The 21659-nt window shown below is 49.1% G+C and carries 14 protein-coding genes; all 14 read right to left on the bottom strand.

The features are described from left to right. Positions 1–18: 18 nt before the first annotated feature. The 14 genes from MHH56_RS08080 to MHH56_RS08015 all read right to left on the bottom strand — a co-directional run bounded on the left by MHH56_RS08080 (position 19) and on the right by MHH56_RS08015 (position 21616). Positions 19–1602: a response regulator gene (locus MHH56_RS08080; RefSeq protein WP_339207625.1), complete on the bottom strand. Its 1584-nt coding sequence runs from the start codon at positions 1600–1602 to the stop codon at positions 19–21. 20 nt (positions 1603–1622) lie between these two features. Beyond that, the gene (locus MHH56_RS08075; RefSeq protein WP_339207624.1) at positions 1623–2417 is read right to left on the bottom strand and encodes a Nif3-like dinuclear metal center hexameric protein; all 795 of its coding nucleotides are present in this window, start codon (positions 2415–2417) and stop codon (positions 1623–1625) included. A 139-nt stretch (positions 2418–2556) separates the two neighbouring features. Beyond that, positions 2557–2883 carry a hypothetical protein gene (locus tag MHH56_RS08070; RefSeq protein ID WP_339207623.1) on the bottom strand — a complete coding sequence of 109 codons (327 nt, stop codon included), beginning with the start codon at positions 2881–2883 and terminating at the stop codon, positions 2557–2559. Between the two features lie 283 nt (positions 2884–3166). Next, a complete protein-coding gene (locus MHH56_RS08065) occupies positions 3167–4189 on the bottom strand; it encodes a discoidin domain-containing protein (protein ID WP_339207622.1) in 1023 nt (340 codons plus the stop codon). A gap of 39 nt (positions 4190–4228) precedes the next feature. Beyond that, positions 4229–8659, bottom strand: coding sequence for an S-layer homology domain-containing protein (locus MHH56_RS08060; protein WP_339207621.1), 4431 nt, complete (start codon positions 8657–8659; stop codon positions 4229–4231). 334 nt (positions 8660–8993) lie between these two features. Next, positions 8994–11123, bottom strand: a complete 2130-nt coding sequence (locus MHH56_RS08055) for a right-handed parallel beta-helix repeat-containing protein (RefSeq protein ID WP_339207620.1) — start codon at positions 11121–11123, stop codon at positions 8994–8996. 41 nt (positions 11124–11164) lie between these two features. Further along, a complete protein-coding gene (locus MHH56_RS08050) occupies positions 11165–11980 on the bottom strand; it encodes a carbohydrate ABC transporter permease (RefSeq protein ID WP_339207619.1) in 816 nt (271 codons plus the stop codon). After that, positions 11977–12870, bottom strand: a complete 894-nt coding sequence (locus MHH56_RS08045; protein WP_054028439.1) for a sugar ABC transporter permease — start codon at positions 12868–12870, stop codon at positions 11977–11979. The genes MHH56_RS08050 and MHH56_RS08045 overlap by 4 nt, the downstream gene beginning before the upstream one ends. A 60-nt stretch (positions 12871–12930) precedes the next feature. Further along, the gene (locus MHH56_RS08040) at positions 12931–14298 is read right to left on the bottom strand and encodes an extracellular solute-binding protein (RefSeq protein WP_339207618.1); all 1368 of its coding nucleotides are present in this window, start codon (positions 14296–14298) and stop codon (positions 12931–12933) included. 112 nt (positions 14299–14410) lie between these two features. After that, on the bottom strand, positions 14411–15739 hold the full coding sequence (locus MHH56_RS08035) for an ABC transporter substrate-binding protein (protein ID WP_339207617.1): 1329 nt from the start codon (positions 15737–15739) through the stop codon (positions 14411–14413). After that, complete coding sequence (locus MHH56_RS08030; RefSeq protein ID WP_339207616.1) at positions 15717–17282, bottom strand: response regulator; 1566 nt, start codon at positions 17280–17282, stop codon at positions 15717–15719. The genes MHH56_RS08035 and MHH56_RS08030 overlap by 23 nt, the downstream gene beginning before the upstream one ends. A gap of 3 nt (positions 17283–17285) precedes the next feature. After that, complete coding sequence (locus MHH56_RS08025; RefSeq protein WP_339207615.1) at positions 17286–19118, bottom strand: histidine kinase; 1833 nt, start codon at positions 19116–19118, stop codon at positions 17286–17288. A gap of 180 nt (positions 19119–19298) precedes the next feature. After that, entirely contained in the window at positions 19299–19505 is a 207-nt protein-coding gene (locus tag MHH56_RS08020) for a hypothetical protein (protein ID WP_339207614.1), read from the bottom strand. A gap of 137 nt (positions 19506–19642) precedes the next feature. Next, a complete protein-coding gene (locus MHH56_RS08015) occupies positions 19643–21616 on the bottom strand; it encodes a beta-L-arabinofuranosidase domain-containing protein (RefSeq protein ID WP_339207613.1) in 1974 nt (657 codons plus the stop codon). Positions 21617–21659: the final 43 nt, after the last annotated feature.

Raw genomic sequence — 21659 nt, 5'->3', positions numbered from 1 at the left:
TGGTTTAAGAAACTACGCCTACAAAAGCTTATTTCGGTATTCTGTAGGAGTCATATGCTCGATCTTCTCGAATTGCGTTACAAAATAATCTGCATTGCTGAAGCCAATTTTCTCTGCAATCTCATATATACGCATGGTGCGCGATTGTCTCAGCAGCTTTTTTGCCTCATTCACTCGAAGCTGGAGTAAAAATTCATTAAAATATACGCGGTATGTCTTTTTAAATAATTGGCCTAGATAGACCGGATTGACATAAAATAGCGCAGCAATGCTCTTCAAGCTGATGTTTTGCGAATAATTAGCTTCAATATAGCTTTTAATTTTTTGAATATCACTCTTCAGCTGTTCCTTCCTAAGCTCTGCAATACTTTGCTGACTCTCTTCGATAAATGCATGAAACAGTTTTTTTAGTTCACCGAGCGATAAATTAGAATCATGCCAGTTTAGGAGCGGTCCCAGTGTATGCAAGGAGTTTTCATCCCCCTCCATATTGCGGATCGTTTTCAAAATCCCCATCAAGCATAGCTGGATGTTCATCTTAACCGCTTCTGGAGCATATCGTTTCTCGCGAAAATCTATAAACCATTTATCAACAATTGTTTTCACTGCCTCCAGCTGCAGCTCTTCCATTTGCTCCATAAATAAATTAAATTCAGCAGGATCAAACCCGATATAATTGAGCCTCTCCAGCTTTTTTTGATCGAAGCTAACGATGCGATTGTCCTCGTATATATATTTGTGTAAGCTGGCTTCCTTGGCGGTCTTGTACGATTCTCGGATCTCCGACAAATGTTGAACAGCAGAACCTGCGTAAAGAAATACACCTTTTCCCAAATGTGCATCCAGCGCATCTCGAAAGGCCGTTAACAATCGCTCGAGATCTCCACCGCATCTTGCCAGTAAATAACTAGGCAGCAAAATCCCGATACGATTGCGATGCTCATTTAAGCAAATAGGCTGATCTGCAGAGGTTATACGCGTAAGCTCTTGTTGAACAAGCTCCTTGAAGCGCGTGTAGGGAACTTTCTCCTCATACGGATGCCAGTTGTAGTTATCGTTCAGCTCAGCAAGCAAATAATATAAACGATCAGCTTTACTCAGGTTCAAACGCTGCTCCCATTCTGCAATGGACGCCTCGCTCGCTTCACCGAGAATGAGTGATTTAATCATTTCACCGCCAAGCAGCCTTTCATTTCTAGCCAGTTCCTCTTGCTGCAGTATTAATTTATCTTTTAATTTAGTTAACGTAGCGGCGAATTCAATCTCATCGACCGGTTTAACAACGAAATCATGAACGCCATAACGCATCGCTTGCTGGGCATAATTGAAGTCATTGTAACCGCTAATGATAATAAAATAAGGTACTGCTATATTTTCCAGCATGACGCATCGAATCAGCTCAAGTCCATCAATGACCGGCATACGAATGTCCGTTATGACAAGCTCTGGCTGCACACGCTTGATCAGCTCAAGCGCATCCTCTCCATTGTCAGCTTCCCCTACGATCTGAAAGCCGCAGGTTTCCCAATCGATCAGCTTCATTAAGCCTTTGCGGGTAAATGGTTCATCATCAACTAGAATAGCACGATGTAATTGCATCATATTCCTCCTCTTATTGGGGGTTAGACCACTTTAAAAACGGGATCTACAGGCAAGTAATGAACAGGAATAGTAGAATATTTATGGCGAAGCCGATCAGCCAGCAGTTTCATACCCGGCTGCTCGCTTTCGGAATGACCTAGAACAACTAGTGCTTGGTGCCTGCCCAGGTGGACGGCATCCCTTACATACTCTGGCGTCTCCCACTCCGGGCCTTCACCGTATATGATCAAGTCCAGCTTATAGTTTGCAAATAAAGGAATCGCGTTGTCCCCTCCACCTCTGTAGCCGGCCAACAATCCAATCCGGCTGCAACTCATGGATAAATCCCCTACTGTACGCACATAACGGATTCCCAGTTTTTTTTTGATATGCTCGATCACTTGCTCGAGCTTCATCGGTTGAACGGCAACGATTGATGCGGCGGGCAAATGCTCCGTCACACGATCATTCCAATCCAAGGCGTGAATAAGCCCCTCCATAATGCCGTCTGGCTCGTACCGATGCCAATAATCGTGGAAGCGATAAATCGCCAAACCCGATTCTTCAATAAATCGGCTTTTAGCCTTATAAATAGGATCATTCACGTAAGTAGATTCCTTGGCATCATGGTGGCTAAAAAAGGTTCCTTCATGCGTAATGATGAGGTTCGCCCCCATTGCGACAGACCATTCGAGCACCTGCTGCGAGGCCATAAACGCAACGACAATGCCCTTGACTTCCGTTTGTGGATTTCCGAACTTTAACGTATCCACGCTGCCTGTAATTGGAGTAACAGGGGCCAATAAATCATCCACAACATTTTGTATTTTTATCATTTTATAGGTGCACCCCTTCAGATTTATTATGACATGTAATTGAATAAAAAGATGAAATAAAGCGTATTCATATTTAATTAAATTGTAATTTCAAAAAATAAACTACACAATGTAAAAAGTATAGTGTCAACCCTATAAACTATATATTTTGCAACAAAAATTCTCCACCATCTGCAAGAAACACAGCCTCGAGAAAATCACGCGCAGGTTCGATTTTCAGGCGGCTGACACCATACTTAAAGGTAACGTTGGGAGCTTCATATCCCTTACCTATACTACAAACTAAAAGTATATTATCTTCTTTTGGTTCGACAATGTGATACTCCATCCACGGAAAGTTCGCTGTGAGCGTATCACGTAGCTCGTTGAAAATCTTTTTAGCACCTGGATTTTCAACGTGTGTTTCCTTAGAAATGATCCATACCTTCTTTGATGGGTCTGGATCTTTTATAGCATGCTCAATCATGAGCTACAGTCCGATCCTAGAGTCCATGCCCCGCTGTTTAATAAGCCAATTAACGAATACTCATCATAGATTTTTTTATCCTTGCGCGCGTGATGGATAGTAACTCATCATTTACCTCCAGCACCTCCGGTCGGTGCAGACATGAGAACTAGATGCGGAGAAGTAAAAGAAAAAACGCATCAACGGAAACGGGCGCGACATGAATGGATCATGTCCCGCCCGTTTGATTGCATGCCATTCTAGTTTCCGTTGTTAGCCACCATATCGCCAGCTATTGATTACTTTAATTACTAATTAATTCTTCTAGTTTCTCCTTACTTGGTTTCATTCTCATTCTATAAAGCGCGTATTTAAGATTATGATTTGCTAAATCAATATCCTCTTGAAGTGCGCTCGGGTTTTCGGATACTTCTTTAGCATTTGCAAGAGCATCTAAAAGTTCTGCTTTTCCTGTTTCCAGATAATGATCAAGATTCAGGTTTTGGGAAAATTCAATATGGGCATCAAGCCAAGCTTTATTCACTTCGGGAGAACTTTTCAAAGAAAATTTAGCGTATACGGTAATGCTTGCGGTAATAGCTGTTTCGCTTGTAAATTCATGTTTAAACGTATGGTCATCCAGAAACCAGCCTTCAAATATAAAGCCGCCCAATAATGTTGATGTTGGAAGCTCAGGGATTGTGGCGCCATGTAAAATTCCCGTAATCGGGCTGACCGCGGCTACTGCACTGCCTCCGTTTGAGTTAAAGCTAACCGTATACTTGACCGGCTGAGCTTCTTTCGTATTGTAAACCTCGAATTCGCAAATGCTTGGAAAGTCCCCTTCAGCTTGTACAACAAACAATCGCACTTTTTGGGCTTGTACCGATTCAAACGTAAATACATTAGACCCTTTGGCAAAGCGATCTCCCGTCTTTATTGTTTTCCAATCTGAACCGTCATGGTACTCAAGTCTCCAGTTTCTAATCGTTTTAAGATAATCAAATTCATAAATATCGATTTTGTCAAAAGTGACGACGGATCCAAAATCCACTTCTAGCCACTGGTCATTAAATGCTTTGGCAGCCCATCGACTGTTTTCCCAATCTATACGATCTCCATCAAAAGCCTTGCTAGCCGGATAAAGAGGATCTTCCGAGCTCGCTTGGTATGTTACGCCTGATTGTCTTGCAAGGTTTTCATTCGATTTTGTTCGTATTTGCATCTCGGCTTGTTTATCTTCGGCATATACAGAAAAAAAACTCGAAAAAATCACTGTCATCAAAATAACAACGGATAGCAACGTGCTAATCATTTTTATTTTCACTGCATTCACTCCCCGTAAATTTGTTCCGAGCGTTGGCGGTCACCTATTATACAAGTTATAAAGCACCACAGCTGCCTGCGCCCTTGTTGTCGATCCTTTCGGATCAATTCCACTGCCGGTGCCCGATATGATTCCTTCTCTAACCAATGACGCTACGCTCTCTAATGCATATTGAGATATTTCCTCCACATCAGCAAATGAATCTAGATCAGACTTATCCCCTAGGCTAGGCGCTTTTCCTGCAATCTTCAGCGCTCTATCTATCAGTACGATCATATCCTGTCTGCTAATCTCGGATTCCGGATTAAAATGATTGTTTCCTACACCGGATGCCAAGCCAAGCGCCCTGGCTATTGCAATCTGCTTATAATAGTGTGCATCCTCAGCCACATCATGAAAATTATTTTTGGCGTCTGCGCTAAGCTCCAAAGTGTCTACTAACAGCTTCAAGAAGTTTGCTCTTGTTATACTCTTTTCAGGCGAATAGCTAGTTTCACTTGTTCCATTTATGATGCCTTTCGATGCGAGTACCGATATCTGTTTTTCAGCCCATTTAACGTTTGATGTATCGTCAAATGTCTTTTTTACAAAACCTACAGCATAGATTGCATTTGCTTGTCCTGATACTGTAACTGTTCCGGTTGCCGCATCATATTTGCCATTAGCTACAATGGCAATTGAACCGTCTTTCGCCACTTTATATACTACAATATGTTCTGAATCAGCCCGTTCCTTTTCATTTGGAGCATAATTTATGGACACTTTTGCGGTTGCATTTATCTTTTTATTATTTTGCAAAAGTTTCACATCCACAATCGGTCTATCTCCTACAAGTCGCTGTGTCTCCTTAGTCCATTGATTTTTGTCAGAACGACTTATGATTATATCAATCTTGCTGTTTTTATCATTTGCCAGCTCTTTTACGACATGATTCAGTAATGAAACGCTGCCAATTGCTGTCTCCAGCACAATATCAACCTTTTCCTTTGCTGCCGTATCTAAAGGAATGGTTATCGTATATTGTTGTATATCTTCCTTGCTGTTAAGTCGTACTGTTATTTGCTTACTTCCATCTTTTTTGACTTCTGCAGCTTTTATAGCCGCATTCATATCCAGCTCACCGAACTCTACTATTGCATTTCCGTCTTTGTTCGGTTTTAGATTTTCAACAACAATCCCATCTTTCGATATTTCTGGTGTTGATGGTGTCGGTTGTGTCGGTTGTGTTGGCTGTGTCGGTGTATTCTCTACCCATCTCGCATGCAGAGTAATGTTTCCCGTTACTTTGTCCGTTGAAAAATTCCATGCGGTTTTAAATGCCGCTTCTTTATACCAACCGTTAAAGGTATATCCTGTTTTGGCAGGAGTTATAGGTGCCGTGATCGTGCTGCCGCTAGTAACATTGGACAGGTCAGAAACATCGCTGCCGCCATTGCTGTTGAAAGTTACGGTATAGTTGGCTGGCGCTGTCGTCCCCAAACGATCGATTGCTCTTTGTAGTTCGTTTTTTGCCAGATCGATTTCAGTCTGTAATGCATTCACATCAGCTAATATATCCTTCGCTATCGCCAATGCCGCCTGAAATACTCCCCATACTTCGTCAGGCACATCGCCTTGCGCGAGGTCTTCATGTAAGTTATACAAGTGGCTCAATTCCGTCTTATTGCCTGTAAAACTCAATAAATGCACTTTCGCAAGAAGGTTTTCATATACAGCCGTGATTTCTGCTTCGGATGCATCATCCTTCATATAGATGACATATGCTTCTTCCAGCGCTTTTTTGATAGCTTCCTTGACCACAGGTACGAGATAGGGATAATCCAGCGTTAATTTTTGTTCTTCAACATAATCGATTAAATCTTTAATCTCCTTTTTGTGCGTAGATGGACTATTAACAGATTCTTCTATTCGGAAAGAATACACCTCTACATAGCTATTCGACGACGCTTGATTTTTGCTGTCCTGCACCTCAATTTCGATTGTGTGCTGACCGCCTCCCAAATGTTCCGAACGGAACAGCAAAGCTCCGGTCTCTCGGCTCGTCGAATACAGATCTACGTTCGTCACATATTGGCCGTCGATATAGACATCGGCAATGCCATGATCGTCGCCGATAACGCCATACCATTCGATGATATTGCCCATAAAGCTGAAGCTGGCCGATGCGCCCGCCACAGTTGAATCGATCGATTTATTGGTAGCTCTCGTCGTCCACGTGCCCTTCTTCACGATAGCCGGGTCGTTTCCGAAGACCGTTGTCACTTTCGGCAGCACTTTGATCGTAATAAGCTTCTCTGCAACGATTGCCCCATTTGATTTGGATTTGGCAATAACATTAACCGTTCCCGTTACCTGATTGGATGTCAGCAATCCGCTGCTGTCGATCGCGGCGAGAGTTGTGGTACTGCCGTTAACATCCCCGACAGACCATTCGACCGACTTGTCGCTTGCGTATTGCGGGATGACCGAAGCCGTCATTTGCATAGACGATGATAATCCCATCTCATGGCTTTCGCTGGAAATAAGCACATTTTTTACAGGATAATCGTCTTCTGGCGGCTGAGTCGTATTGTTATACACTTTAAACGCATCCAATTGCGCCTCTTGGGCTCCGGACTTATACACCACTTTGATTTTATGGAGCCCGTATGGCATATCCGTCTTTTTGTAAGCCTCGAAACGGTTTTGTTCGGGGCTGCCGTTAAAGTCCCCGCTGCCCGTAATCGTGCCCGTCGCGATATCTCCATCGATATAGACGTCCATATTCGCAGACCATGACGCTTTATTGCCGATCACGCCGATGCCGGTACCCATAAACTCAAATTCGACGGACGGCGATGCCTCCGTATTTTTGGAATAGTGGGTGTCGTTGTTATAGTAGCCGCTGTAGACGTTCGGGCCATAGGTCCAGCCGGTATTCTCGGAGTACCTGATCCGGGCGTCGTTATCGTTCACCAACACTTCCGGCTCAGGCTCTGCTTGACGGATCGCTTTCTTCAACGCAAAGAGAGCTTGAATGGTAGAATCCCCGGTCGTGCCTCCCTCCCACATTTTGATGTTAAGCGCTATTGGCACCTTTCTCTCCGATGCGCTCTTTACATTGGCAATCAACGTATTCGTATTGACCGTCAGAACAATCGTTTCATTCTGGCTCGTAATGCCCCAGTTGTCGTTATTCAGCATCGGCATCCCCACTTGCTGCAGGCCTGCTTCTCTGCCCACCTGGAATATACCGTTCGCCGTAGGCTCCGTAATGTCTCCCCAAGTGCCTTCGCCAAAAATCATATCTTGGAACTCAGTGATCTTCGTCCCTTCCCAGGAATTATAAGATACAATCCGATTCGGATTGCCCGCCTTCGTCGCGAGGGCCATTCTCTCGAACGGTGCAGGATAATAGACGCAGCCATCGTCGAAAAACCAGCCGTCCAAATTCGTTCCCAGAGTTGTGCCTATTTCCTTAACGACTTTTTCCCAGTTATTAATAAATGTGCTGCGATCTCCGACTCCGTATTTCGTAAAATCGTTCGGCCAATTTTGTTTCGACTTCCAAGCCGGCTCCTGCTGAATACCTTGGTGGTAATACAAATAAAAGTCGATGCCTCTGGCCTTGGCTGCAGCTGCGATTTCACCCACCAAATTGCGTTCCGTCGTTAGCGAAGAATCGCCCATAATGTCATCTACCGCCTGCACAGGCATTTGCATTCTGTACTGCCACCATGTAATCGACCAGATGACGAAGCTTGTGCCCGTATCTTCCAACATGTCCACAAACGCTTCGACATCAAAATCATTTGTGGAATCTTCCGCGTTCTTTTTCGATCCGAATTGCGGGTACCCCCATGTGCCGTACTGAAAAAACAAACCGTAGCCGGAATTGCCAAATTTGGCCCGTTGCTCGCTTCCCGCGGCTTTATAAGAGGCTGCTCTGTCCAAGTATGCCGCCTTGTCGGAAAGGCGGATCATATCAAGCCCCTTAATGGAGATATTCTGATTGGTGCTCGTCACCTTCGTAAGCGTGATCGTGCTTTCCCCCGGCGGGATTTGCAGTGCGCCGACTTCCGCTACTTCCCAACCATTGTGCTCTTTGGTGAAATTCGTTTCGGTAGAGGATTGATTTTGCTTAACAGTCAGTTTGAACTGCGTACCCGCCGTTGCTTTCAAATGCAGCCAAGCAAAATAATCGGTTGTTTCGTTCAAATCCGAACGCACAGTCCATTTCAAATAGTCGCTGCTTCTTTCACCAAAATTGTTGATCCAAAAATATTTCGGTACCCCGGCGTTAAATATGGTGATCGCATCGTCCCGTTCCGCCGCCGCCGCCGGCAGCATCTCCAAATTATCGATCGTTTTTGCCGGGTTAAGCACAAACGTTCCGCCTTGCTGGGCTTGTGCCGACACATTCGCCGCCGGCAGGAAAGGAAGTGCCAAGACTAACGCCAATACCATCGCCAACCACTTTTTTGCTCTCATTTTTCATTTGCCTCCCTCTTATTTTTCACTCATGATAGAAGCTGATCCTTTATGGCATAACGGTTTCACCTCCTTTTCGCAAATTCGAAAGCGCTTACATTTAATGCCATTAAAGTCCCCACTTAATAGTATTAAGCAGGGTTAAGGTGAGAACGTCTCAATGCTTGGCCTTCGCGCAGATAGGACATGGGTTCCGTTATTTCAAAAAATATGGCCTCGTCACCACCTTCAGCGGACATCCATTCCGTTATTCCAATGAAATACGGGTTCGATCTTACAAAATACCCTCGTTATCGGAACGGATGTCCGCATCTTCCTCTCCTAAGTATCCGAGTCAGCCAAAGTCAGGGAAGTCATCTTCCAAGCCGAATTGATCCATCGGAAAGTTGCGGAATCCAAGCGCCAACGCGGGGGAATCCGGTCTAACGCGATAATCGCCTCCCTCGGGATCGATGAACAACGGGGCGCCAAATACGGAATGGACGTCCCAACCCATCGCTTGCCAATCGGACCATTCGTACGTCTCGGTCCGGCTCCCTAACGGACGGTAATGAACTCTAGCAAGAAACCGTCCCACATCGTTGTAGAATACATTGCCATCCAGTTCCCGCACCCACGCGCCATGAACGGGAGGGCCGATGAACTCATACAATACGCCTTTGGACACGCCTTTCTGGAAATCGATGTCGACCTCGGGGTTGTCCCATTCGCTGTCCGCGACGACGATGTTCCGGATGAACCGGTCGCTGTTCCCCTCGTATCCGATATGGATGCCGGGAGGATTGGCCCCGTTCACGAAAATATTGTTTTCGACCGTTCGGTGATCGCCTTCCCGCAGTTTAATCGATACGCCGATGCACAAGTTTTCCCGCACGACGTAATTGGAAGAGCCGTCATCCAGGTCGATGCCCCATCCTTTGCGATCGCGGAACCGATTGTTGCGGATGACGACCGGCTTCCTGGCATCCAGACAAACATCCCCGGCGCCATGCGACGCTGGTCCGTGGGATTGGGACATGCACCAGAATCGGTCTCGTCCCCATGAATTGAAGGGGCCGTGATCCCCAGTCTCCCTAACCGTGTCGTAGATATCGTTAAACTCAATGACGTGCCCGCCCCAAGTGCCGTCGTTTATGCAGATAGCAGCTCGCGGCAGCCGGAATATTTCGTTATGGCTGACGATATTGTCCCGGCTGACCGAGATGAACACGCCGGCTGTCTGCTTCCCGTATACGCCGATATCGTGGATTTTGTTGTTGCTGACCGTAATTTCGGCAGGGTAAGCATGCTGGCTACCGAGCGTGAGCGGCTTCGAGCCGACCAGACAAATGCCGCTTTCTCCGATGTCATGCATCCAGCAGCCATGTACCCGGTTCCCCCGGTTGTACAGGCTCATGAACACGGCATTTCCACCCACGGCGTCGAAGCGGCAATACGCGATTTCGCAATGCTCCGCCCCTTCCAGTAAGACGGCTCCTCCTCGATGGATCGTCCAGTCTCCAAGCGATGGCGCCTCGTAAGTTTGAAGGTAAGTCGGTGCCGCATGCCTGAAGGCTAGTCCGATAAACGATACATGCCGAACGGGATTCCGTTGCGTTCCCCTGCATAAGACGATACCATCCAAGACCGGCACTTCCACGACGGCAGCACGGAGATCGAGGCCGACAGGCGGATAATAATAGAGATGTCCACATTCCCGGTCCGCATACCATTCGCCCGGCGCATCCAGCTCCTCGAACACGTTCTCGATGTAATAATCGGAACGCTCGTCGATGCCGGTGCCATCGGCCCCTTGCATAATGTCGTTAATCTGATTGCCGCCGTCGCCGAGACGTATGAAGCCCGCTTCACGGTCGACTTTTTTCACGCGCCATTGCAGGTTGCCCCATCTGTTTTTGCCGAAGATGTGTACGACCGCATCTTCCGGATGAGCCCAATCCTTGCCGGTAAATGTGGCGGGGTCGAAGGCGAATTCGGCATGAGGCCACGTGGCCGGTTCATGGAGAGGACGCAAATAAGCAGGTTCGCCATTTAAGGTATTCGGATAGCGTGCCCGTATCTGCCTCGCGCCGTTCACGTACAGCTCGGTGAACAAGCTCTCCTTCGAGACGCCTCGCCACTCCGGGATTTCGCATACCCAGATGCCGTCCCGGTACGGCTCCCATTTCCCGTGAAGCCGCATGCCTCCGCTAATGACGGGACGCTCGCCAGGGTAGGCCCGGTAGCGAATCGGAGCTTCTTCCGTCCCGGAATCCTCCGCCGTCAGCGCGAACGTCACGCCCACGTAATGTGTGCCTTCCCGCAGCCATACCGTTGCCGAGCGCACCCCCGCGGTTCCCGTACTTCTAAGTTCCCTTCTTGCCCGGTCCAAGGTGGCGAACGGCTCTCTCTCCGTTCCCGGAGCGCGGTCGTCCCCATGCAGGCTAACGTAATAATTGACCTGCGTCTGTTCTTCCTGTCGCATTGTTCCATCCTCCTAAACGCTTTGGCTTCGCTAGCATTTGCCTAATCTTTGACTGCTCCAGAAGTAATTCCACTTGTGATGAACTTGCGCGCAAACGTAAAGATGACGACACCCGGCATCCCCAGCACAACTAGCGCCGCGTTGAATTTCCCCAGGTCGGCGGGAGAAAAGCCGAACAAGCCTTTTAGCGTATTGACGGCAACCGTAGCCGTCAGCACGGACTTATCCGTCAGGAACATAAGCGGCAGTAGAAAATCTTGGAACGACCACATGATCGAAAGCACCCCGAGATTAATTAGCGCAGGGATGGATAGCGGCAAATAAATGTGTATGAACGCCTGCAGCTTGGAAGCACCGTCGATCGAAGCCGACTCCATCAGCTCGGGCGGCAGATTGTCGTAGTAGTTCCGCAGCATCAGGACGGCGAACGGCAGCGTAAGAACCGCTTCCGAGAAGATGACTGCCCAAAGCGTATTGTAGAGATCCAAGTTTTTCAAAATATAATAAAATGGAATCAAAATGACGACGCCAGGTACGGCCAGACATAGTAGAACCGATACATAAATGGCTTCCTTCGCGAAAAATCGAAGCTTGGAGAAGGCGAAGGCAGCAAGCGCGCCTATCGACAGCAGCAGAAATGTCGAGCCGCTAGCAATAAGCGCCGAGTTCCAGAACGTGCCTATAAGCGAAATGCCGTTCAAATCGCTGGTGAACAAATCGACGTAATTCTGAAACCCGTTCACTTTCAGCGAATTGCGGATAGCGGTATAAAACGGAAACAGCCAAACAAGAGCGAAAACATACAAAAATAAGCTAATGATTCTCTTCTGCTTGCGGTTTGCGATAGCGAAATTCATGCCCGTCCCCCCTTTCCCGTCCGAGGACGATAAGCGATAAGCTGGATGACGGATATCCCCAAAGCGATAAGGAGCACGATGACGGATGCCGCGCAGACGTAACCGATATTCGCCCCGGCGGACCGGGCAAAGGAATAGATATAGACGCTCGAATTCTCCGTTGTGCCCGCCGGACCGCCTTGCGTTAGCAGGAACACCCTTTCGAATTCACGGAAGCTCCCGAGCAGCGTAGACAATATTATCGTTTTATGGGCGTTCTTGAGCAGCGGAAACATAACGCTCCACAGCATACGTCCAAGTCCCGCTCCATCGATAACGGCCGCTTCGAGTATGCCGGCATTAATCGTCGTCATATCTGCGTTATAGTACATCATGGGTAGCCCGATTAGAAACACAGAGATGGAGATGATGGACATGTAAGCGAGCGTCGGATCGCTTAACCACCGTTGGGCAAGGAAATCGAGACCGATGCCGTGCAGCAGCTGATTCAGCGTGCCAAAGCGAAACTCCAGCATGATGGAGAATACCATCGCGATCAGAGCCAGCGGCATGAAAGACGGGATAAAAAACAGCGATCCCAGCAGCTTAGAGCCTCTGATCCCCATATTCAAAACGACGGATACCAAAAATCCGACCGACAAGCTGATGAGAATGGCGGCCGCCGAATAAGCCAAATTGTTGACAATAGAGCGCAAAAATCGGTTGTCCGACAATGCGGTGACATAGTTGTCCCAGCCCACGAACGTCGCATCCCTGAACGACAGCGTCTGGTCGTAGAAGCTGGCATGCACGATAAAATAAAATCCATAAACCAAAAAAACGGAAAACAAAAGCAGCAGCGGAGCGATAAACATAAACCCGACTACATGTTCCCTGCCTGTGATTTTCATAAGATGCACACTCCCTCCTTAGCAGGACAGGAGCAGCGACATGCCGCTCCTACCGGGCTATCATTCGTTCGGGTATTTGCCCGTCTGAAATTCTTTTTCAATCGCTTTGGCCGTCTCTTCAGGTGTCTGGCTGCTTATGAGCAGCTTCTGAAGCTGTTGGCCCGCGACATCGGAGAACGGGGAATTGTTGTTCCGGTCGGCCGTCGGGAAGCTGAGCAGATCGGTTAACGTCTTATAGGATTGCTGCGCCGTCGGTGTCGTTAGAAGAGAAGCATCCGGCGCGAAGCCCGTCTTGTTGGTCGAGAAGGCGAACGTCGAGGCGAGCATGTCGTTGCCTTCGCCGAATACGAGGAAGTCGATCAGCTGCATCGCTTCCTTCGGATGTTTGGAATGCGCCGGTATGCCGATGCCGAGATCGATGAAGGATCGGATCGACGGTTTGCCGTTTGCTTCGATGGCCGGAATAGGCAGGACTCCTACGTCGCCCACGTCCACTTGGTTGGACTTGCGGAAGCTCTCCAGCAGCAGGTTCGCCTCCCAAGTGCCTTGGATAAAAAACGCCGCTTGGCCGGAAGTAAAGGCGGTACGGGAAGACGTATAGTCCATATCGAGTACGTCGTCTTTGCTTATGATGCCGTCAACGAAAATTTTCTGGAAGCTAGCAACTGCCTGCGTAAACTCGGGTCCGTCCAGCTTCTTTCCGTTGTATCGCCACTGGTTGAACAGGTCGGATTGCTGACCGGCGATCGTCCAGACGAGCTCATCCAAAATCCATGCGTCCTTGCCGCCGACGGCTACGGACAACTTGTCGCTCTTCGTCTCGCGAAGCTTATCGGATACGTCCTTCAACTCCGCGTAGGTTTGCGGTGCCGGCAGACCAAGCTCATTCAAAATGTCTTTGTTGTAATACATAACCATAGAGCCGACAGAAGCCATCGGTAAGAACTTCAGGCTGTCCGCTTGGGACTTCGCTTGCGCGACGCTGTTCTCGTTAATGACCGATTGCCAATCTGGCCGCGCTTCGGACAGCAGCTCCTCCAGCGGCAGCAGATCCGCCTGGATTTGCTTCGGCATCGCCCCGGTCTGAACGCCTACGACATCCAGGTCTTCCTGCGTGCTGAGCGCCATCGGCATCTTCGTCTGGAAGTCTTTGCTCTCCATTACCGTAAGCTCGACTTTAATGCCCGGATGCGTTTCTTCGAATTTCTCGATAACCGGCTTGTAGAGATCCGCGGACGGATGCCACGTCCAAAATTTCAAGGTGACAGACTCCTCGCCGCTCACCGTCGCGGACGGCTTGTCGCTTTCAGCCGGTGTACTGGCATTTGGCTCGCCGTCCCCGTTCGATGTGCCGCACGCGGCCAGCGTCATGGCAAATACGAGGAGCACGCTTAGCAACGAATAAGCTTTGTTGACTGGTTTCTTCATGAATAAACCCCCTTCGAGCATGTATAAAGCGCTTGCAAAACAAGCATAACATGCGCCGAAGGGGGCACCTATGGACATTCCACATGAGTCGATATGGAAATCTTACATCGTTTTAGCGGGGATATTGGAACTCGGGGATGCCGCGATCAATCGCGGCTTGCTTGCGGTAATTGTCCATACCGGTGAGCGCCTCCCGGGTCGTAATGGCGCCTGTCATCGCTTGCCGGACCCACTTGGCCATCTCATACTGGCTGTAGCCTACGATAAACGGAGTGACGGAGGGAGAAGTGTGACGATCGATCTGCTCCTTGTTCTCCACATATTGAGGGGTTGGCTGATTCGTCGTCACGCTGTAGAAATACGTTCCCGTCTTCAGATCGCGGTAAATGTCATTCAGCACGGAGGGCTGTGCAAGGAAACGGATGAACTGCATCGCCTCCTCGGCATGGCTGCCGTTTTTGTTGACCATAAGCATGGCTGCATTCGGTCCTTCGTACAGCTTGGCGTCCTTGCCGCCTACGAAGAGGGGCATTATCCCAAAATCGCCTGCCAAACCGGGATATTTCTCGTCCAGATCGGAATACAAATAATCGTCCCATGACATGACCATAGCGTAATCGCCGCTATGCAGCGCGGTCGGCAAGCCGTCCCAGTTGTTGCTGGCCGAATCGCTACCGAAATACCCATGATCATACATCGTCTTGTACCAATCTACGACTTCCTGGACAGCCGGCACGTCGGCCAAATTCACTTGGTTCGAATTCAGTGCTTCCACCAAACCCGGCGTTCGTTTGGCTGCATAATCCATGCCGAATTGAGGCATTAGCGGCCATACGTCTTTGCTAGCCAAATAGACCGGAACGATGCCTGCCTCAAACAGCCTCTTGCATAAGGAAAAAAATTCCTCCTGCGTCTCAGCAACCCGCAAGCCCAGCTTTTCAAATATGCGTTTATTATATAAAGTCCCACTGGTGGAGGCCATCCATAGGGGCAAGCCGTACAGCTTGCCGTCCTTCGACAGGCGCGGCTTCACCTCTTCGGTTAGGTCTGCCACCCAGTCCTCACCGCTCATATCGACGAAGTTACGCTCCGGATGCAAGTCGCTGAGCGCAGCCCCTCCGAAGTGCATGACCAGGTCCGTAATTTCGCCAATCGCGACCCTCTTACTGATTAATGTATCGACTGTATCGATCGGAAGAGCCTGCAGCTCGATCCGGTTGCCGGTCTGCTCCTCGTAGAGCGCGATAGCCCGCTTCAGAATCGGCTTGACCGTCCAATCCTGGTTGCCCATCAGCGTTAGCGTAATCGCCTGCGACTTGCCCAGTGCGACCTCCGTCTCATTATTTCCTGTGCTGCATCCGAAGAGGAGTGCAGCGAAGACGAGCATCAGTATAACACTCGTACGGATGAACTGCCCGTTACAAGCCCCCGTTCTGCCCATCCTTCGCCCTCCTATCCTTGTATTCCCTAGGGCTGATCCCCGTCGCGTTTTTAAATACTTTGCTGAAGTACAGACTGTCTTCGTAACCGACGAGCTCCGCGATCTGGCGGAGCGACAGCTCCGGCCGATCATGGATGAGCGCGATCGCTTTGTCAATGCGGAGCTTCGCCAAATATTTTCCAGGCGGCATGCCGACTACGTCGCTGAACACGTTTGAGATATACGTTTTGTTATAGCCGAACACTTGCTGAAGCTTGTCGCTTCCGATCGGCTCCATGAAGTGTTCGTCCAAGTAACGCCGGACGCTTTCCATCAAGTCTTTTGCCGAACGGTCCGGGCGGCTCTTAGCCAAAGCCGCATATCCCTCCTTCATATATCCGCAGAACTGTTTTACCGCTTCATCCAGTGTTCGGCAGACGGATAAAAGCTCGTTCGCATCAAAAGCGGCCATTGTCGAAGCGATTTCCTTCGGCCAATGTGCATGGAAGGAACGGACGATCGCTGCGAATAAGCTCTCCACCTCGGGCTGCCCGTAGCCTTCTTTACGCCACTCTCTGACCCATCCTTGCATAGCCTTCTCGAACGATTCATAGTAGGCCGAATGAGTCAGACTGCGGCAGGCTTGATCCAGCTCAGACGACAAGACGAAGCTAGGACGCCGCATATCGCCTTGCATCCATACACGCGCTTCGCCGAATCTCGTCTCACGGGCCAATGCTTCCCTGAGCTTACGAAGCGTAACCGCGAGATTCTCCTCGGCAACAGGCTCGGAGACGGCCATATTAACAACCCCTTCATCCGCTTTCGCACGGGATGTCCATGCAGCCAGCATGGATTCCGCAGCCTCCCGGTGAACGTTTCCCGATTTGGGGCCCATTAAGGCGCGAACCATGACTCTCTCATTCGACGCCCAACCGCTCATCCACCATACGGGATCCGCTTTCCATTCGGGGCTTATCTCCGCCTCCATGGCGTCATCATCCCATTGGCTATAGAAGTCGCCTGGCGAAGGCAGCCGATCTTCCCAAGCGCCTGTCCGGTAGGGTCCTCTCCTTATAAGCAGCAGCTGATAATGCAGATACCCCGGATTAGCGGGTTCCTCTCCAAAGTCATCAGAGAGCTGCAATGCCCGCTTTATATAGGCTCGTTCCGCTTTAGATTTGCGCTTGCGAAGCATGACGGAAGCTTTGGCCAGCGCTTGCTCCAGATGGTCTTCTTTCAGCGGCTTAAGCAAATAATCCCATGCGTTTTGCTGCAGGGCTTCGCGGGCGTAGTTAAAGTCGCTGTATCCGGACAAGATGATGCAAGGGATCTCGTACCCTCTACCGGACAGCACCCTCATCAATTGAAGCCCGTCCATAACCGGCATCCGGATATCTGTCACGATCAAGTCCGGCTTCGCTCCGTCCTCCAGCAGCTTTAGCGCTTTCGCACCGTTGAACGCCGTATGCGATACGGCAAAGCCTTGGGGAGAAGACTCGATCATTCCCTTAATCATTTGAAGGATGGGCGGTTCGTCTTCAATGAGCATAATTCGGTTCATGCCTTATCGCCTCCCCGTTATCGTAAATACCGTGCCGCCGGCCGGAGATTGATCCACCCGAACCTCGACGGCCTCGCCATAAAATAAGTGTAGTCGGGCAACCACATTCGCCAGGCCGATGCCATTGCCCTCGCGTATCGACAAGCCGCCATCCGCTTCTGCCACTTCAGCAAGACGATCCGTTTCCGCTCCGGGGTCGTCTCGGAGTCGCCCGATTTGCTGTCGTACTCTCTCCAGCAGCTCCGGCGACAAGCCGATTCCATTATCGGCGATAGAGACGGTCCACGTGCTTTCGCCGACCGTACCCGACACGGCAAGCTTCCATGGCGGTTCGATTCCCGCGAATCCGTGCTGGAATGCGTTTTCGACGAGAGGCTGCAAAGATAATCGCGGAATGGAAACGGGACCGATCGCCTGATCGATGTTCATTTCGATCTCCAGAAATCCTTCGTACTTGCTCCGCATCAACGTTAAATATTGCTCCACATGTTCCATCTCCGCCCCGACGGTGGAATCCTTTCGGTCGAACTTCATCGTGTAGCGAAGCATATCCGAAAGCGCAATGCACATTTCCACCACCTTCGGATTGCCCGAGCTTCTGCCATTGGCCGCGATTACCGTCAGCGTATTATGGAGGAAGTGAGGGTTGACCTGCGCTTGCAGCGCGTTCATCTGCGCGACCATCTCTCGTTGCTTGGCCACCTCCTCTTGGCGCATCGTCCGCTTCAGCTCGTCGAGCAAGCCCTGAAACGCCAAGCCGAGCAGTGTAATTTCGTTGCGGGTTCTCAGCTTTGAGGGGAGCAGCTCCAGCTTCGCAAGATCGACATTAGCCAGAGAATCCTTCAGTCTACTTAGCGGTCTTGTCACGCGGCTGGTATAGAGATAGAGCGCCAGCAACAATACGGCCATCACCGCCAAAAAAATCGTAACGGAACTATGGCGCAAATACGCGATAGGCCTGCGGTAAACGGATACGTCCTCGATCAGCAGCACAGTCCAATCCACCTCCGTCAGCTTCGAATAAAACAACATCTCGTTTGTCCCGGAAAACTGCATCTGAAAATGCCCGAATTCTTCATCCAGCAGCATCTTCAAGCGGTCGTTCTCCTCAATATTGCCGGCAATGTCCGGACTTAAGCTGCTGAACAATTCGCTGCGGTCGGGACCGAGAATAAGCACGTTGCCGAAGGACAGGTCGTTGCGGAAGAAAAAGAGGTTTTCCAGCTCTTTTACCGAATAGCTGACCTCCACGTATCCGTACACATTGTAGTTATCCCTAAGCGGACGTACGATCGAGACGACCTTATCTCCCGATTCGGACCATGGATCAGGATGGGGCGGTAAAAACCGTTTATAATCGTCCATGTTCAAGTATTCTCGAAACATAGGCATGGCGCGAACTTGGAATTTGTCGGCTTTCACATTGTCCATCTTATTGCTTAATCCCAAATAATCGCCGAAGCGACTGACGATGCTAATTCGTCCTTTGAGCGGCTGCAGCGACGTGAAGGATAGCAGTGTATTGCGCACTTCCGCACTAATTTCCGGGTGTGCGGTGAAGTAGTTCTCCTCGGAATTGGACGCGATCCCCTTCAGCACACCCAAAATCGAGTCTGATGCATTGACGGAGATTGAAAGCTTGTCCATTTCCTCCAGCATGTCGTCGACTTGCTCCTGAAGCTTGATCGTCGTCTGCTGCTTGTTTTGCGCCATATCGTTTTCGATCAACGATTCATTACGGAAATAATGAATGACGTTAACGATCGTAATCACGGAGAACAGGAAGATGGACAATGTCAAAAATATACTAGTCTGATATCTTAACGATCCGAACATGCCGCCCCCTTGCCGCGCGAAAAAGTAAGCGCATTCTATATTGCTTCTACTAATGTAACAAATAAGGAGTGTTGAGTGAACAGGACAATCTACAGATGGCGGTATGGAAAATTTACGGAGCAGAAAAAAGGCCATCAAGTCGGGTCTCCCCAACGTGAATGGCCTTCTCGCTATCTAATCTTATTCAATGCCTTGCTCTTTCGCTTTCGCGTTTACTTCCTCGATCTTCTTGTCTAGACCTTTGGCCTTGTAGCTGTCTTTGGTCGGAGTCGACATGTACGCCAGACGGATGTCGTAGTCCGGCACTTTCGTGTTGTACAGAATCCATTTGATATAATCGACCCCAGCTTGTCTGATGACTTCATGGGTAATCTTCGTGTTGTTCATGTCATAAGCGTCCGCTGTTTCGTAAGCTATCGAGTTTTTTCAGGGAGCGATAAGCGATTACTCCCGAATAATTTTCGGTTAGCAATGACAAGTTATGTTCTTATTTTCCGTTCAAAAATGCTGGAATTCCAAGTTGTCTATATACGTTCCTTCACCCATACCGCCATCTCGCCTTTGCCGCGATTCGCCCATGCGTAATAGGGAATAAACGTAACATCCGTCTGCTCAAGAGCTGCATCTGCGTTGGTGCGGTAAAGCTGAGTGCCCCAATCCTCGAATTGAAGCTTCAGCGCCTGCGCCTTAATCACTTGGATGCCGCCAATCAGACTTTGTTCAAACGTTTCCTCTAGCTTGGCATCCTGCGGCAGAAGCAGCTGCTGAAGCTGCTTCCCGTTGTCCGCTTCCTCTAGGCAATAGACGAGCGGCCCGCGCTGCAGCGCTACCTTTCCAGCATTTTGCTTCACTAGCGGATGGCTTCTTACTCGTAATATAGGCATATCGAGTGCAAGCTCCACAACGTCGCCGGACTTCCACTCCCGATCAATTCGCGCATAGCCGTCCACGATTTGATTCGTAATGGAATAGGCTTCTCCGTTTATGAGTATCGCTGCATTGGAAGACCAGTCTGGTATACGCAGCGCCAAAGTGAATACTGCCGGCTCGCCGAGTGTCACCTCAAAGCGTGCTGAGCCTGCCCAAGGCATATTTGATTGCTGATGAAGCTTGATTTTTGTATCACCTAATGAAAGCTCCATTTCCCCGCCGATATACAAATGCGAATAAATGGTATTACCTTTTGTGGAATACAAATATTCGCCAAGCGAGGCAAGCAAGCGAGCAATATTAGGCGGACAGCATGCACAGCCGAACCACTCTTGGCGGACAGGCTTCACATGGTTAAAGTTTTTGTTTCTTCCTTCACATACATCAGGCGTTACCTCCAGCGGATTCACGTAGAAGAAATGTCTGCCGTCGCGCGACATGCCTGCAATAACAGTATTGTACAAAGCACGTTCCATGACATCCGCATAGCGGCTGTTAGGCTCGAGCTGAAGCATGCGATGAGCGAAGAAAATGAGGCCGATTGATGCGCAGGTTTCTGAATATACCGTATCATTTGGCAGATCGTAATCGAATGAAAAAGCTTCGTCCTGCGCCATTGATCCAATACCGCCAGTAATGTACATCTGCTTGGAGGCTATGTTGTCCCACAATCTGCGGCATGCCTCAAGCAAAGACTCGTCGCCCGTTTCGCGTGCAACGTCCGCCATACCCGCAAGCATATAAACGACACGTACCGCATGACCAGTCGCCGCTTCCTGTTCACGTACTGGCAAATGCGCTTGGAAATAATCCGCTTCGATATGAATTTTATTATTGCTCCAATGCGAAGTTCTGCCCCTGCGGTCAGCCTCTGCTTCGAAGAAGCTGGGCTGCTGGCCGCGCTTATCAATAAAGTAGCTGCTTAGCTCCAAATATTTGCGATCACCCGTTGTCTCATATAATTTCACAAGCGCCAGCTCAATCTCTTGATGGCCGTCATAGCCTGCAATTTGCCCAGGTCCATCACCAAACACGACAGCAATATCATCTGCAATGCGGCACACAATATCAAGCAGCTTCTTCTTGCCTCTTGCTTTATAGTAAGCTACTCCAGCCTCGATCATATGGCCTGCGGTATAAAGCTCATGGCACTCCGTCAAGTTTGTCCACTTCTTGCCCGGCTCTTTAATCGTATAGAAGGTATTCAAATAACCGTCAGGCTGCTGCGCCTTTTCAATAATGTCGATCATTTCGTCAGCAATTTGCTCTAGACCAGCATCTGGCTTTGTCTCAAGCAAATAAGCGACCGCCTCCAGCCATTTGGCTACATCGGTATCTTGAAATACGAAGCCGTAAAAATCCCCTTTTTCTAAACCTGCCGCAATTTTAAAATTACGAACCGCTCCGCTTCGTTCGGCTCCCTCTACTTGATCATTTATAGCATCCCATTGATAGGGTACAACAACATCCCTAACTAGATTAATATAATAATTCCAAAATGAATCTTGAATATTGATCTGCTTAAGTGATACGGGTTTAGCATGGTCCCTGCTTGCGATTTGCTCCATTTATTAAAACCCCTCTTCCGATATGAATAACTTTCATACTGCT

It is taken from the genome of Paenibacillus sp. FSL K6-3182, from assembly GCF_037976325.1.
Lineage (GTDB): Bacteria > Bacillota > Bacilli > Paenibacillales > Paenibacillaceae > Pristimantibacillus.
The sequence above is the reverse complement of the archived record's forward strand: the minus strand, read 5'-3'. Positions and strand labels throughout refer to the sequence as shown.